Genomic DNA, 16,289 nt, shown 5'->3' with positions numbered 1-16,289 from the left:
GCAATTTTGTCGGAACAGGATCGTCTTTTTCTGGTTTAATCGCGGGGAAACAATCAAACCGGGTCAGCTAAATGATTAAAACCGCTATGATATGTAAAAGATTAGAAGGAGTAATTACTTCCTTCTTTTAGAGAAATTCTATTATAGCGATTGGACGGTGAGTGAGATTTCTATGCTTAGAGGGTTCAAAAAGTCGAAAACAAAATCGAATGCCGCTGTTCCGAGTCTTTTTTTAGAAGAGCATAAAAATGATAGAGTAACCGGCAATCTTGAAGATACCATCACTTTTATCAAGGGCATCTTAGGCGTGAACGACGATTTTAGCATGCGCAAATTCCATGTATTCGGGAAGTACCCGGCTGCCATGTTTTACTTTTCCAATATGATCAATCAAACGTTGTTAAACGAGGATATTTTAAAACCATTAATGTATCCCCCCTCTCATCTGGAAGGAAGATCCATTGAGCAGGATCAATTAAAGGATGTTCTGTTGAACGAGACCCTGTACCACAGCGAAGGGAAGTCGGAACAGAAACTCGCTACTTTGGTTGAAGGCATTTTGCGTGGCGGGACTGTAATTGCCGTTGAAGGAATTGAAGAAGCTTTTTTTGTAGGTATGCGCAGTATTGAAAAGAGATCTATAGATCAACCGGCAACCGAGCAGGTGATTAGAGGTCCGCGGGAAGGCTTTATCGAACCGATTGGGACGAATATCGGTCTGATCCGATACAGGTTGCAATCGACCGATCTTCGAATCCAAACGATGGAAATCGGCCGCAGAACGAAATCAACGGTAGCTGTTTTTTATATGGAAGGCATTACAAATCCGGATCTTGTGAAGGAACTGAACAAACGCCTTTCCAAAATCGATATTGATGCCGTGCTGGATTCGGGATATCTGGAACAGTATATCGAGGATAATCATCTTTCGCCGTTTCCTCAAGTTCAGTATACGGAACGTCCGGATAAAGTAGTTGCAAACCTGCTGGAGGGAAGGATTGCCATCTTAGTCGACGGGTCTCCCTTAGCTTTGGTTATTCCAACCGTCTTCAGCCAGTTTTATCAAACCGTAGAGGACTATACCGAACGATATTTGTTAATGAGCTCTATTCGTATGGCAAGGCTTATCGCTTTAATGTTTTCATTAGTTTTTCCCTCGCTTTATGTTTCGATCATTTCCTTTAATCCGGAGTTGATTCCGACGGAGTTTGCCGTAGCCGTAGCAGGCGGGAGAGCGGGTGTTCCTTTTCCGGCCGTCATTGAAGTATTGATTATTGAAATATCAATGGAAGTATTGCGCGAAGCGACGATCCGTTTGCCTCAGCAGGTCGGGGGCGCCCTCTCCATCGTCGGCGTACTTGTTGTCGGACAGGCTGCCGTGGCTGCCGGCTTTGCCAGCCCGATTACCGTCGTCATTATCGCGTTAACAACAATCGGTTCCTTTGCGACACCAGCTTATAATGCGGCACTCGCACTGCGGCTTTTACGCTTTCCGCTCATTATTATGGCGGGTGTCTTTGGCCTTTACGGGGTCATGATCGGACTGATCGTTATTGCGAATCACCTCTTGTCACTTAAATCGTTTGGCGTTCCTTACTTGAGCCCGCTTGTTCCCGGAGATTTTCAAGGAATGAAGGATTTGTTGGTGCGAGGCCCTCTATGGTGGATGAGGAAAAGACCAGCCTTCTTGCAGCCTGTAGATGAGACAAAATTAGGCGGGCATACTTATGAAGATCTCAAGAATACGGAAGAAAATGTGCTTGATCCATCGAAATATCAAAAATAAGAAGGGATGTTGACATTAATGGAGACTCGCCAGATTACCGTCATCCAAGCAGCCGCCATTCTTATTAGCACCATAATCGGAGTAGGTGTGCTTCCACTCCCGCTTTTTGCCGTACGCGCAGCGGATTCAGGAGCTCCTCTCGTTACCTTTCTCGGTATGATGGTAGCCTTTGTCGGATTGGTATTCATTACGGTGCTTGGTATGCGGTTTCCTAATAAATCAATCGTTCAATACAGCGAGGACATCCTTGGGAAATGGTTTGCTTGGCTCGGCAGTGCTTTTATTATCGTTTTCTTTGCCGTATTAACATCTCTCGCCGCACGTGAGTTCGGCGAAGTCGTCGTTACTTCAGTACTGAAAACAACCCCTGTAGAAGTTACCGTTATCGTTATGCTGCTGCTCGCAGCCATTTCAACACGCAATGACACCACGACATTTGCTTACATCCATCATTTTTATTTTCCATTACTTTTATTTCCGGCTTTGTTGATCGTCGCGCTTTCATTGAATAATGGCGATGTAATCAATCTGCAGCCTATATGGGGCAATGAACCGAATGGGACGATGAAAGGTATTTTAACTATTGCTGCGCTATTTCAAGGCTCCTTCATCATGACCTTAGTCATTCCTTCCATGCGGCGGCCTGAGAGGGCGATGAGGGCTAGTATATTTGGAATGCTTATTGCCGGCGGCCTATACGTCATACTCGTCGTCGCCGCGGTTAGTGTATTTGGCGCAGAAGAGATAAAGCAGCTGCTTTGGCCGACTCTGGAATTAGCGAAGGCGACCTCCCTGCCTGCCAATATTTTAGAGCGTCTCGATGCGGCATTTCTCGCTGTCTGGGTTACCGCTGTATTTACCACTTTGCTTTCTAGTTATTTTCTTACTATTCAGGCGATAAATCACCTGTTTCGATTGCGTGACCATAAAATATTCTCTTTATTCATTTTGCCATTTGTCTTTATAACGGCCATGCTGCCTCAAAACATTGTACAGTTGTATGGCATTATCGAAACCGTTGGACGCATCGGACTCTCCCTTACCATCGGCTATCCGGGCCTGCTGCTGCTGATTTCTATCTTTCGTAAAAAGAGAGGTAATCCTGTTGGAGAAAAGAACTTGGATAAAAACAGTTAAAGTATTGTGCGCCGTGTCTGTTTTGATGCCATTGCTTACAGGGTGCTGGGACCGGCTGGAGATTGAGGAAAGAGCCGTTGTTTTGGGCGTATCTATTGACGTCGCAGAGCCGGAAGCCGAGAGAGAAGAGGATGACATTACCCATCTTAAAGGCACGTTTCCAGCTCCGGAAAGAGGACTGGTTCGCGTTGCCGTTCAAATTGCCCTTCCGGGACGGATTCCGCTCGGACCGGGTGAAGGCGGAGGAGGAAAGGGTGCTTCGGCAGAAACCGTATGGATCATTGATGTAGTAGGTCATTCCATCGATGATGCTTTTATGAATTTACAGCAACAGCTCTCCAGCAGACTTTTTTTTGGTCACTTGCGTGTCATCGTTGTATCTGAAGCATTAGCAAAAAAAGGACTGGGAAATGTCAATGATTATTTCCGCCGTAATTCGGAAGTGCGCAGAATGGCATGGATGATGATTTCAAAAGGAAAAGCGCTGGAGATCATGAAGGCTGCGCCACAATTAGCGCGGGTGCCTACCCTCTACCTTATGTCAACGTTGGATGAAGGCATCCGGATGGGCAAGTTTCCGAAAGATTATCTAGGAATATTTTGGAGTAATTCTTCTAAGAAAGGACAAGAAGGATTTCTGCCTTATGTCAGCCTTAAGAAAGAACAAAATGTAGAGATTAAAGGCTTGGCTTATTTTGTAGCCGATAAAATGGTAGGCATAACGAAACCGCTTGAAATAGGCGGTTATATGGCAATTAAAGGGATGAATCCCGCGGGGTATCAAGTGTTTGTCAAGCTGGATGGTTCATCCGAAACGGTAATAACCGGTGCTACCCACCGCAACTCAAAATTGGACGTTCGAATCAAAAACGGCATACCTCATTTCACGATTACAACTGCTCTCGAGGTTAATCTAGAGGAAAAAATCAGTGAGGCAATAAATATTAATGATCCTAACATCCTCAAAGAAATCGAACAAGAACAAACCGAGGCTTCGGTGAAACTTTACTCGGATATTATAAAAAAAACACAGGAAAAAGGTTCGGATATATTTGGTTTCGGTGAATATGTGAGGGCGAAAGAACCTGGCTATTGGAATAAGCATATTCAAACCACAGAGCGATGGAGAGAGATGTACAAAAAGATGACGTTCGATGTTAAAGTAACCATAAAAGTTAGACGGATCGGCATGAAAGCTAGATAGCCGATTGTCAATTTTGAATTTAAGGAGGAAACCGAATTTGCTTGGCGGCGGCTATTCCATTAGTTATCTCAATTACGGCATATTCTTATGGTTGTTTAGCGGATTGTTTATATTAGTCTTCGATGCAAAAGGACATCACTCCGCTGCAAGGAACAAGGAACAAAAAGTATCACGTTTTCTCGGATGGTTTAACTTAACTGCAGGTGTTGTTGTGTTTTTAGTAAAATGGTTGTTCCTATGACTGGCATTCGATAGCGATGGATGCATATGAATAGAAAATAAAATTCGCGATCGTATTTTTGTTCGGACAATTTCCGCGTTGTTCCCGTCCACATACAATAGTGGTGTATAGCCTAAACGGTGTTGGAAGGGGAGTAGCGCTGTGAGTAAGCGGACATTAATGGTTGTGTCGCTTGTACTTTACGCTTTGCTTGTCATCGTGATTCTGATCGACGTCCTCGTAAAGTAAACGCATGGCAGAACAGAGGCTGTCTCGTAAGTAGATGTTTCTACTTTCGAGACAGCCTCCTGTTTGTTAATCAAAAAAAACCGATATATGTGGCTAAATGCCGAGCTTCATTTTCCGGTAGTCCTTCGGTACGACACCCTTTATTTCCCGGAAGATGCGGGAGAATGTTTTGTAGGAGCCGTACCCGACCTCGAGCGCGATTTCTGCAACGCTCATTTCAGTGGAGACGAGCAGACTGCAGGCATGGCGAAGGCGTAAATCATGCAGGAAGTGAACGAACGTTTGCCCGGTCGTTTGTTTGATGACCTCGCTGATACGAGAGACACTGAGCGAGAAACGGACCGCTAAATCGGATAACGCGAGATCATCTTGATAATGGCTATGGATATAGTGGATAATCGGCCATACCGATGCGTTCGTTTTGGAAGCGGGATTCGCAACGGTAAGTGTCGGCGCTGTTTTCCGGCGATATCGGTCAAAACCAATTAATATCTCCTTCAGCTTGACCTGCAGCATCGTTCGCCGCCAGGGTTCCTGCCCTTTATATTCGTTAAACATGTCCTCTATTAAACAACGCATTCGTTCATTATCCTGCCCATCCAGCTGCGCAAACGACGGCATCGTATTTCGGTCAATTAAGTCCAGCAGGCCCTCTTCCTGTCCCGGCTCCATCAATAAGTCCATGCTAAACATGCAATTATATAAAACTAACGTGCTGCCCGGCTCCGTAAACAGCTCATGCACCTGGTAAGGGAGAACAAATGTAAACGTTCCGGGCAGCATCTGATGCCTCATATCATTAATCGACTCCGAGCCTCTACCGTCAACAACGTACGAAAACTCCAAAAAATCGTGGCGGTGAGGACGAAATCCGTGATAAAGCCGGTTTAAGCTAATATGAAGAGGAGAAGACGTGTTCATATTTGGATACGTTTTCAAATAGTCGGGATAGTATGTCATATTTTAGTCGATTCCTCCGAAAAACTGAGACTTTTTCCGAAAAACAAGCACGCTTTCTTTTATCGTTTATTCTAACATAAATAAAGAGAGCAGTTTTAAGCTTATGCTTACGAAGCTAAGTTTGCTCCGCAACCTTTTTAGGAGGAAACAACGTGGCGAATACAAATAAAATTAGAATTGGCATTATTGGTGCAGGAAACATCGGTGGCGTTCATGCCGGCGAATTTTCAAAGCTAACGGATCTGTGCGAAATTACAGCGATTACCGATGCGTATTTACCGCTAGCCGAGGAGAAAGCAAAGCAATACAGTATCGCAAACGTTGCTGCGTCTCCCGAAGAACTGATCCGGCGTCCGGACGTGGATGCGGTCATCATCGGCGTGCCTAACCAATTTCACGCACCGCTTGCCATCCAGGCCATTGATGCCGGCAAGCATGTTCTGCTGGAGAAGCCGATGGGAATAAACGGCGATGCCGCCCGTCAAATTTTGAAAGCCAGCCAAGCGTCAAATTCCGTTGTTATGGTTGGTCATCAAATGCGCTGGGAATCGGTTCCCATGCAAATCAAAGAGCAAGTTGACCGGGGCGAGCTCGGCAAAATTTATACGGCAAAAACCGGCTGGTTCCGCCGCAAAGGCATTCCGGGCTGGGGAACATGGTTCACGCAAATGGATCAATCGGGAGGAGGCCCGCTCATCGATATCGGCGTTCACATGCTTGATCTGGCTCTGTATTTGATGGGCAATCCGAAGCCGGTATCGGTATATGGCGCCACTTATGCGGAATTTGGTCCAAGCCGCAAAGGAATCGGCACATGGGGCAAGCCGAATTGGAACGGTACTTACGACGTAGAGGATTTGGCAACCGCTTTGATCAAAATGGAAGACGGCAGCACGCTGTCGCTCGAAGTGAGCTGGGCCGTTCATATGGATACGGACAATACTCCGTTCATCCATTTAATGGGATCGGAAGGCGGCGCAAGCTATCGCGGCGGTCAAGGTAAGCTGTTGACGGAGAAGTTCGACCGTCCAATCGAGACGGAGCTTCGTAAAGCAGATAACGATGAAGGCGAGCGTGCACGCTTAAGCCGTCATTTCTTGGATTGTATCAGCGAAGGCAAGCAGCCGATTACATCGGCTTTGTCTGGATTAACGAATAATTTAGTGCTGGACGCGATCTATGAATCTTCCCGTACGGGCAATGAAGTGAAGCTCGATTGGAATCTGAACTAATCCTAATAACGATATAAGAGGAGGGAACCGAATGCTAAGAGGATTAACCGGCGCCGGACTTGGCCGTATTGAGAGCGACGAACGTTTGATCGAGCTGGCCGCAGCACATGGATTTCAAGCAGTAGATTTGGATGCTGCCGCGTTCGTAGAGCGTCATGGCGTAGAAAAAGCGCGCGAGCTGCTTGCCGGGAGCGGCGTTGTGATCGGCTCTATTGGTCTGCCCGTGGAATGGAGAACGACAGAAGAGGCATTTCTGGAAGGCTTGAAAAAGCTTGCTTCATCAGCTGCCGCGGCAGCTGCGCTCGGCTGCAAAAGCTGCTGTACGTACATTTTACCTTCGACTGATTTAAAAGCAGCGCATTTCATGGCTCTCGCGACAAGCAGATTGCGTACATGCGCACAAATTCTCGGTGCATACGGCATTCGTCTCGGGCTTGAATTCGTAGGTCCGCATCATTTGCGAACGCGTTGGGCGAATCCATTTATATGGACGCTCGCGGAGACGCTGGATTGGATCGAAGCCATTGGCGAGAGCAATGTCGGCTTGTTATTCGATTCTTATCATTGGTACACTAATGGGCTGACCGTTGCCGAGATAGAGTCGCTTCGGGCTGATCAAATCGTACATGTTCATATTAATGACGCGCCGAATGTACCGGTCTCGGAAGCGCTAGACAACGGACGTATTTATCCGGGGGAAGGCGTCATCGATTTGGTCGGGTTTCTTCAGGCGCTGCAAAAAATCGGCTACAAGGGAGCCGTTTCACAAGAGATTTTAACGGCGGAGGCTCCTAACCAGTCACCTGAAGAGCTTATATTACGCTCGAAGGCTGGCTTCGATAAAGTATTTAACGCTGCCGGGTTATAAGAAGTGAAGTACAAAAGCGTGGATTCCGCAAAGGATTCACGCTTTTCTTTATTTCTTAAAGTTGAAAAGGACAGGCATTTGACGGTCTCAATCATTTCCGTTTTTTTATATTCTTTTTTTTCATATTTTTCAAAGAAGAGATAACCTGTATCATAAGAGAGGTATTAGAACATCGAGACCCACTGAAAGCCGCCAGCAACAAAAGGAGGGATGTGTTTTTTAAAAAAGGCAGCGCTTACAAATATACTTCAATCCCTTTAGGACGGTTTTTGAAGCTTTATCAAATTACTTAGTCAAAGGAGACTTTCGATGACGTTACGAAGTGAAAAATCTTTTTTTGGAATTATGATGACCGTAGCCTTGCTTATGAGTATGTTTTCATTCACGACTTCGGCTTCTGCTGCAACGCCTATGCAGACCTATGTCGACGCGATGCAGCCCGGATGGAACTTAGGCAATTCGCTCGACGCGACAGGCGACGAAACCTCTTGGGGCAATCCGGCAATTACCCAAGCATTGATTCAACAGATTGCCGCCCAGGGCTATAAGAGCATCCGGATTCCGATTACATGGAACCACCGGATGGGCGCCGCTCCGGACTATACGATCGATCCTGTATTCATGGCCCGGGTACAGCAAGTTGTTGACTGGTCGCTGGATGCGGGTCTATATGTCATGATCAACCTCCACCATGACTCATGGTTGTGGCTAAACACGATGGGGACGAATCATGACGAAATGCTGGCCAAATATAATGCGGCATGGACTCAAATCGCCAACCACTTCAAAAATCATTCCAACAAGCTGATGTTCGAAAGCATCAACGAACCGACCTTTAACGTTGATACGGCGACGCAATTGACGCTGCTCAATGAGATTAATACGTCCTTCTTCAATATTGTAAGGTCGTCCGGCGGAGGAAATGCCGTTCGCCCGCTCGTGCTGCCGACGATATGGACCAATTCCTCGCAAGAATATTTGGATTCGCTCAATAATACGATGGCCAGTCTGAATGATACGAATTTGATTGCCACCGTGCATTATTACGGATATTGGCCGTTCAGCGTAAACATCGCGGGCGAAACCAAGTTTAATGACACATCGATTACCGATATCACTTCATCGTTTGACCGTCTCTATAATACGTTTGTAGCTAATGGGATTCCCGTAGTCATAGGCGAATATGGACTGCTCGGCTTCGACAGAGGCGTGGGTGGAATCGAGCATGGCGAGATGCTGAAGTATTTTGAGTTCTTCACCCAGTATGCCAAATCGAAAAGCATAACCCATATGCTGTGGGATAACGGCCAGCATTTTAACCGCAGCACATTCCAGTGGAATGATCCGGAGCTTTATAATGTCATCAAGGCAAGCCTGACAGGTCGTTCGTCTACCGCCGCAACCGATCAGATCTTCATCAAGCAAGGCGCTTCGGTTACGGACGCTTCGATCGCTCTGAACTTGAATGGCAATAGCTTTGTCTCGCTCAAGAACGGAAACAGCACTTTGAAATCGGGCAGAGACTACACGTTGAGCGGCAGCACATTGACCGTCAAAGCAAGTTATCTCTCCAAGCTAACCACTGGCGGGACCGGCGAGAAGGCGGTGTTGACGGCCCAATTCAGCGCAGGCGCCAATTGGAGCATCCATGTGCTCTATTATAATACGCCGGTGCTGCAAAACGCTTCCGGTACGACAAGCGGCTTTGTGATTCCGACAGCCTTCAACGGCGACCGTCTTGCAACAATGGAGGCCGTGTACGCTGCAGGCGGCAATGCCGGTCCGCAAAACTGGACCTCGTTCAAGGAATTCACCTATACGTTCTCGCCTTCCTACACTAACAATCAAATTACGCTTACACAAAATTTCTTTAATGAAGTGAATGACGGAGTAGTCAACCTGAAGTTCCACTTCTGGAGCGGTGCGGTCATCAATTACACGATCACGAAGAGCGGTACAAGCGTTGTAGGCGAAGCTTCCTAATAGCTGATCCAATTGAATATGAAAAGGCCTGTCCAATCTCGAAGAGGTTGGATTAGGCCTTGGTTTTTTATTCTATTGAAATCCATACATTTTTCATTCATGCCATGTAATAAACGGAGCTTAAGTTGTTCGATATTGTTCGGGCGTTTGCCGCTCAAGCTTGCGAAATGTCGCGATAAAATGGCTGGAATCACGAAAGCCTGCCATTTCCGCAATGTGATGGATGGGGCTTGAACGTCGGTTGGCCAGCAATTCCTTTGCCTTGCGGATTCTCAGCTTGATGAGATATTGGTATGGCGTGTTGCCGAAGGCCTGTTTGAATAAGGAATTAAGATGTCTTTGACTAATTTGTACGCGATCGGCCATATCAGTCATGCCAAGATCAGGATTGTGATATTCTGTATCGAGATATTTAAGCAGCGGCGTTAATCGTTCGACAAGGCTCTGTATGGAAGGCGTTCTATTGGTTCTTCCCTGCTTCTTCAGATTGACAAGGAAACGGTAGATGCCGACCGAGTTATCCAAGCCCGTTAAATCTTGGGTAAGCAGCGCATCTTCCAGCATTTGTTCAACAGCTTTTTCCAGTTCCGTACCGGCTGACCAATCATAGACCGTCGAACATAGAATGCCTAAAATGGATAGGAATGGAGTGACCTTCGTGCCATCGAAGGTCAAATAGTAAGTAGACCATCTATCGCCAATTTTACGATACCGATGAGCAGCATACGGCATTAATAGGATGCCGTGGTGAGGTGGGAGTGTAAATTTTCGGCCTCCCAGGATAATTTCACCCTCGCCTGAAGCCGTTTGCAACCAATGGTAACATGAATAACCGTCTTGACGAATGACCGTCTCCTGCACCGGATTAAATCCTATGCTTTCAATGTAAAAGGGAACGAACTGTTCGGGCATCGTCATTAGCAAATGAGTCTTCGCCCCAAACATATGCCTCACCAGGCTTCCGTTTTTTTATTTTTTTTAAGGATAGTAGAATTTATAGTATCAGAGAAAGAACCGGAGAGGCCGTTTCCGCTTTTCCAATATCATACCGATACCTCCTTTTATTCAGCTTTACGGCGAACGTCATGGCGCTGTTGTTCTAGAAAGATCAATGGTAACGCTTACAAAAAAGCATATCAAGTTTGCTAGCGCTTGTGTACCTGGACAATTCGCGTTGTTTTCATGAGATAATTAGATAAAATATCCAATTTTTAAAGCAAAGGCTAAGGCTGAAATAATATATATCAAATCATGCAGTCCGTATCATCTAACAGGAATTCGTTGATCCGTGGTTTTTTTATTTTAGCACTAATTTTTATATGAATTTTCATGAAATCTAACGGGTACTTTATGACATGGAAATTCCGTTATGATGAATAATAACCGTTTTCTAACGATAATGTGAAAGCGATAACAGGAGATTGAGACATGGAAAAATGGGCAGAGAAGGAACATCCGTGGACACTTTGGTACAAGCAGCCGGCTTCGAGATGGGAAGAAGCATTGCCGATCGGTAATGGCCGTATGGGAGGCATGGTGTTCGGCGGTATTGATAAGGAACGAATTCAATTAAATGAAGATACGCTGTGGTCGGGCTTTCCGCGCGATACGAACAATTATGAGGCATTGCGTTATTTAAAGCGTACTCGTGAGTTGATTGCGCAGAAGCGCTTTGTAGAGGCGGAGCAGCTTGTACAGTCAAAGATGCTTGGTACGAATGTCGAAGCGTATCAACCGATGGGGGATTTATTTGTAGAGCAGCATTTTGATCAGAAGGTTGCTCAGGCTGCGAACTATAATCGCCAGCTGGATATTGATGCCGGCGTTGCGTCGACCAGCTTTCAGATCGGCAATACCGTATACAGCCGGGAAGTATTCGTGAGCGCCGTTGATCAGGTTCTTTGTATGCGCTATGACGCAGAGGGTGACCAATTTCTATCATTAACGGCGTCGCTTTATTCTTCTGTACAATTTGAGCTATCTTCTGAGAACGGCAGCGTTATTGTGCTGGACGGACGATGCCCGAGCCATGTTGCAGACAATTATATGGGAGACCATCCGAAGGCGGTCCAATATGAGGCGGACCGTGGTGTAACGTTCCAAGCAAGGCTTCATGTAAAGGTGGATGGAGGAGCAGCTTCGGTAAGCAGCGACAATCAAATTGATGTTCGAGGCGCGCGTTCGGTTACCTTTATGCTCAGCGCCGCAACAAGCTTTGTGAGATTTGATAGTCAACCGAAGAAGAGTAAGGAGGAGCTTCGGGAGCAAAACTGCCGTGTACAAGACAGCGCATCGGCATACGGCTACGATCAGCTCCGCGAACGCCATATGGAGGATCACCGCGGCATGTTCCGGCGGGTGCAGATTGATTTGGGACAAACTCCTAACGGGCTGCTGCCGACAGACGAGCGGCTCGATGCATACAAGATAGGCGGGCAGGATCCGCAATTGGAAGCGTTATATTTTCAGTATGGCCGCTACTTGCTAATGGCGAGCTCGCGGCCGGGGACGCAGCCCGCCAACCTGCAAGGGATATGGAATGACCGGGTACAGCCGCCATGGAACAGTGACTATACGACGAACATCAATACGCAAATGAACTATTGGCCAGCGGAGATCGGCAATCTGAGTGAGTGCCATGAGCCGCTGATTCAAATGATTGAAGAGCTAAGCCAGACCGGCGCCCGCACGGCGGCTATTCACTATAATAGCCAAGGCTGGGTCGCGCATCACAACGTTGACCTATGGCGGACGTCCACTCCGACTGCCGGGCACCCAAGCTGGGCGTTCTGGCCGCTTGGCGGCGTATGGCTTACGCAGCATTTATGGGAGCATTATTTGTATAATCCCAACGTTGATTTTTTACGCGAAAAAGCGTATCCGCTAATGAGAGGCGCAGCTTTGTTTTGTTTAGACTGGCTGAAGGAGAATAAGGAAGGGCTTCTTATGACATCACCTTCCACGTCTCCGGAAAACAAGTTTCTGACACCGGAAGGCGAGGCCAGCAGCGTGGCTGAGTCTTCGGCTATGGACATTACGCTTATACGCGAGCTGTTTGACCATTGTATGGAAGCTGCGCGGCTGCTTGATATCGATGAGCCATTGGTCGAGCGGATTGCTGCAGCGATCCGCAAGCTTCCGCCGCTGCAAATATCGCCAAACGGTTTGCTGCAGGAGTGGCATGAGCATTTTGAAGAGCAGGAGCCTGGACATCGGCACGTTTCCCATTTATACGGCTTATATCCGGGAACAACCATTAACAACGATGAGACGCCGGAGCTTGTAGAAGCGGGAAGATTATCACTGGAGAGCCGCATTAATAATGGCGGCGGTCATACGGGCTGGAGCTGCGCATGGCTTATTAACTTATATGCACGGCTGCAGGATTCAGAGTCGGCATACCGTTTTATCCATACGCTGCTCGCACGGTCGACGCATCCGAATTTATTCGACGATCATCCGCCGTTTCAAATCGACGGCAACTTTGGCGGAACCGCAGGCATTGCCGAGCTGCTGCTGCAAAGTCACTTGGACGGCATCGTGCTGCTTCCGGCGCTTCCGGCAGCTTGGCCAAGCGGTTACGTGAAAGGGATAAAAGCAAGAGGCGGCTTCATCGTTGATATAGAATGGCAAGCCGGCCAGCTGATTACTGCCCGCATCCAATCGACCCACGGTGCTTTGTGCAGTCTGCGGCACGCGTCGGCAATCGTCGTTCAAACCCCGGATGGAACCATTATTGATGCATCCAAGCCATTCGAAACGAAAGTGAATGAGTGGTATACCGTTTTACCAGCAATCCTTAAGGAGAGATAAAGACGATGACGACGAACACACGTTTTCCATTTGAAAATATTGAGCTTCCGCTTGAGGAGCGCGTTACCGACCTCGTTTCCCGCTTTACGCTCGAAGAGAAAATCGAATCGATGGTCCAATACCAGCCAGAAATTGAACGACTCGGCGTTAAAGCCTATAAGCACGGTACGGAAGCAGCGCACGGCATGGCATGGCTCGGCGAAGCAACGACGTTTCCGCAGCCAATCGGACTCGGCTGCACATGGAACCCGGTGCTGCTGAAGGAAATCGGCTCCGTTATCGGTGACGAAGCGCGCGTCTACTTCCAGCGTAATCCTGCCATTAACGGATTAACGCTATGGGCGCCAACCGTCGATATGGAACGTGATCCGCGTTGGGGACGGACGGAGGAAGCGTACGGCGAGGATCCGAAGCTGACAGGCGAGCTCACGGCTTCGCTCGTGCAAGGCATTCAAGGGGATCACCCGCTTTACTTTAAAGCGGTTGCGACTCTGAAGCATTTTATCGGCAACAACAATGAAATCAATCGAGGGAGCTGCTCGGCAAGCATCGATCCGCGCAACATGAAGGAATATTATCAAGCGGCATTCAAGCCGGCCTTCGTAAAGGGCGGCGCGCATTCGATGATGACGTCGTACAACTCCGTCAACGGTACGCCGACCATTTTGCATGAAGATGTAAACAAAGTGGTGAAAGAGGAGTGGGGGATGAACGGCTTCATCGTTAGCGATGCGGGCGATTTGCTAGGTATCGTAAACGATCACAAATACTATGATTCTTATAAGGATGCCGTTGCTCATTCGATTAAAGCCGGTATCGACAGCATTACGGACGATAAAGAGAAGTCATGCGCCGCCATCCGGGAAGCGTTGGAGGAAGGCTTGCTCACGGAGCAGGATTTGGATAAAGCGCTAATTAACACGTTCCGCATTCGTTTCCGGTTAGGTGAATTTGATCCTGCTGATCAAAATCCGTATGCAAACATGCCGGAATCAAAGCTCTGCGCCCCTGAACACGGCGAATTGTCGCTGCAAGCGGCTCGGGAGTCCATCGTTTTGCTGAAAAATGAAAACAATGCTTTGCCATTAAACAAAGAAAAGCTGAATAGTGTCGCTGTTATCGGACCGCTTGCGGATGTCGTTTACCGTGACTGGTACTCCGGCTCGCTTCCATACAAAGTGACTCCTCTGGATGGCGTGAAGAGCAAGCTTGAAGGGAAAACGGTTACCTACAGCAGCGGCAATGACCGCGTCATTCTCAAATCCGCGGCTAACGGCGGGGCGATTGGCGCAGCAGCGGACAATGACGGCCGCTTGCAAGCCGGGGGAGCGGAAGCAGTTGGCGAAACTTTTGAAGTAACCGATTGGGGCTGGGGCAGCTGCACGCTCGAGAGTAAAGCTTCCGGCAAGCTGCTGACGAGCGCAGACGACGTGAACATCGCCGCGGCAGCTAACGAAGCGTTCGGTTGGTATGTAAAAGAAGTATTCAAGCTCGATGCGCAAGAGGACAACCAATTTACGATTCGGACATGGAACGGCAAGCTGGTTACAGCGCCAAACGGAGGAGCGGATTCGTTAGTCGTTGCAGAGGGGAACACTATTGGTCCAAATGAGCTGTTCACAAAGGACGTTGTTATTGACGGCATCGCAGAAGCGGTAGCGGCAGCGAAGGCAGCCGAGACGGCAATCGTCATTGTCGGCAACAACCCCCTGATTAACGGTAAAGAGGAAATTGACCGTCCAGGCTTGGATCTTGCCGCATCCCAGAATGAATTAATCAGCGCGGTATACGCCGCTAACCCGAATACGGTTGTTGTCGTTATCGGAAGCTATCCGTTTACGCTGAACGAAGTCAACGCGCAAATACCAGCGATCATCTACTTGTCGCATGCAGGACAAGAGTTGGGTAATGCGCTTGCAGACGTCCTGTTCGGCGATTACTCGCCGGCTGGCCGCCTGAATATGACCTGGTACAAATCGGAAGAGCAGCTAACGGATTTGATGGATTACGATATTTTAAAAGGGAAACGGACTTATTTGTACTTCGATGGAGAGCCGTTATATCCGTTTGGCCACGGTCTGAGCTACGGCTCATTCCGCTACAGCGGTTTTGTAATTGCAAACAATGCCACGAGCATGGAAGGCGAAGTAACCGTAAAGCTAGAGGTAACGAACGAAGCGTCTGTGAAAGCAGATGAGGTCGTACAATTGTACGTTCGCACAGAGGGCTCCCGCGTTCAGCGTCCGCTCAAAAAGCTGGTCGGTTTTACACGCATAAGCTTGCTGCCAGGCGAGACAAAGAACGTTCAGTTGATCGTACCAGCGGAAGAGCTCGCGATGTGGGATGTAACCCGCGGACGGTTCTGCCTGGAAGCTGCCGAATATACGTTTACGGCTGGCGGTTCTTCCGCTGACGCTAAGGTGTCCGCATCCATTCGAATTGACGGCGAGACGATTCCGGCCCGCGATTTGTCGCTGCAAACGAGTGCAGAGAACTATGACGATTACGCTAATGTATATCTGGACGAAAGCAAAGAAGGCGGCACTTGCGTACGTCTGTCGCAGCCGGATGGCTGGATTAAATTTGCAGATATCGACTGGTCGAACGGTTCATCCACTATGGAAGCGCGAGTTAGCGGCGGATCGAACGGCGGCGAGCTTACCATTCGTACGGGAAGCGCCACGGGCGCTGTGGTTGGTGCTTGCAGAGTGAGTCCAAGCGGTGAACAGCAATGGCAGTCGGTCAGTATAAGCTTGTCCGGAGCGGGCAACGACAACAACCTTGTCATTAGCTTAAGCGGTACGGTGAAGCTAAGCTTCTTCCAAATTCATTAATAG

The 16,289-nt window shown here is 48.0% G+C and carries 11 protein-coding genes; 9 read left to right on the top strand and 2 right to left on the bottom strand.

Annotated features, from left to right (window positions below):
* Window positions 1–172 precede the first annotated feature (172 nt).
* From DFP97_RS07280 to DFP97_RS07265, 4 genes are read left to right on the top strand one after another with little or no spacing between them, the layout of a single operon-like run.
* Entirely contained in the window at window positions 173–1,786 is a 1,614-nt protein-coding gene (locus tag DFP97_RS07280) for a spore germination protein (protein WP_114379338.1), read from the top strand.
* Between the two features lie 18 nt (window positions 1,787–1,804).
* Entirely contained in the window at window positions 1,805–2,923 is a 1,119-nt protein-coding gene (locus DFP97_RS07275) for a GerAB/ArcD/ProY family transporter (RefSeq protein ID WP_114379337.1), read from the top strand.
* Window positions 2,892–4,127: a Ger(x)C family spore germination protein gene (locus DFP97_RS07270; protein WP_342773256.1), complete on the top strand. Its 1,236-nt coding sequence runs from the start codon at window positions 2,892–2,894 to the stop codon at window positions 4,125–4,127. Before DFP97_RS07275 ends, DFP97_RS07270 begins: the two co-directional genes overlap by 32 nt.
* 37 nt (window positions 4,128–4,164) lie before the next feature.
* Entirely contained in the window at window positions 4,165–4,368 is a 204-nt protein-coding gene (locus DFP97_RS07265) for a CLC_0170 family protein (protein WP_114379335.1), read from the top strand.
* Window positions 4,369–4,689: 321 nt separating this feature from the next.
* Here DFP97_RS07265 and DFP97_RS07260 read toward each other — a convergent pair whose 3' ends face one another.
* Complete coding sequence (locus DFP97_RS07260; protein ID WP_114379334.1) at window positions 4,690–5,556, bottom strand: AraC family transcriptional regulator; 867 nt, start codon at window positions 5,554–5,556, stop codon at window positions 4,690–4,692.
* Window positions 5,557–5,708: 152 nt separating this feature from the next.
* Here DFP97_RS07260 and DFP97_RS07255 point away from each other — a divergent pair, with 152 nt between their 5' ends.
* The 3 genes from DFP97_RS07255 to DFP97_RS07245 all read left to right on the top strand — a co-directional run bounded on the left by DFP97_RS07255 (window position 5,709) and on the right by DFP97_RS07245 (window position 9,639).
* The gene (locus tag DFP97_RS07255; RefSeq protein WP_114379333.1) at window positions 5,709–6,788 is read left to right on the top strand and encodes a Gfo/Idh/MocA family protein; all 1,080 of its coding nucleotides are present in this window, start codon (window positions 5,709–5,711) and stop codon (window positions 6,786–6,788) included.
* 31 nt (window positions 6,789–6,819) lie between these two features.
* Window positions 6,820–7,656, top strand: a complete 837-nt coding sequence (locus tag DFP97_RS07250) for a sugar phosphate isomerase/epimerase family protein (protein ID WP_114379332.1) — start codon at window positions 6,820–6,822, stop codon at window positions 7,654–7,656.
* A 309-nt stretch (window positions 7,657–7,965) separates the two neighbouring features.
* Entirely contained in the window at window positions 7,966–9,639 is a 1,674-nt protein-coding gene (locus DFP97_RS07245; protein WP_114379331.1) for a cellulase family glycosylhydrolase, read from the top strand.
* 120 nt (window positions 9,640–9,759) lie between these two features.
* Here DFP97_RS07245 and DFP97_RS07240 read toward each other — a convergent pair whose 3' ends face one another.
* Window positions 9,760–10,557 carry an AraC family transcriptional regulator gene (locus DFP97_RS07240; RefSeq protein WP_245976010.1) on the bottom strand — a complete coding sequence of 266 codons (798 nt, stop codon included), beginning with the start codon at window positions 10,555–10,557 and terminating at the stop codon, window positions 9,760–9,762.
* Window positions 10,558–11,067: 510 nt separating this feature from the next.
* Between DFP97_RS07240 and DFP97_RS07235 the strand changes: the two genes are divergently transcribed.
* Window positions 11,068–13,452, top strand: a complete 2,385-nt coding sequence (locus tag DFP97_RS07235) for a glycoside hydrolase family 95 protein (protein ID WP_114379329.1) — start codon at window positions 11,068–11,070, stop codon at window positions 13,450–13,452.
* 5 nt (window positions 13,453–13,457) lie between these two features.
* A complete protein-coding gene (locus DFP97_RS07230; RefSeq protein ID WP_114379328.1) occupies window positions 13,458–16,286 on the top strand; it encodes a glycoside hydrolase family 3 C-terminal domain-containing protein in 2,829 nt (942 codons plus the stop codon).
* Window positions 16,287–16,289 lie beyond the last annotated feature (3 nt).

This window comes from Paenibacillus prosopidis, assembly GCF_003337375.1.
Taxonomy (GTDB): Bacteria; Bacillota; Bacilli; order Paenibacillales; family Paenibacillaceae; genus Pristimantibacillus; species Pristimantibacillus prosopidis.
This window is presented reverse-complemented; position numbering and strand designations above follow the sequence as displayed.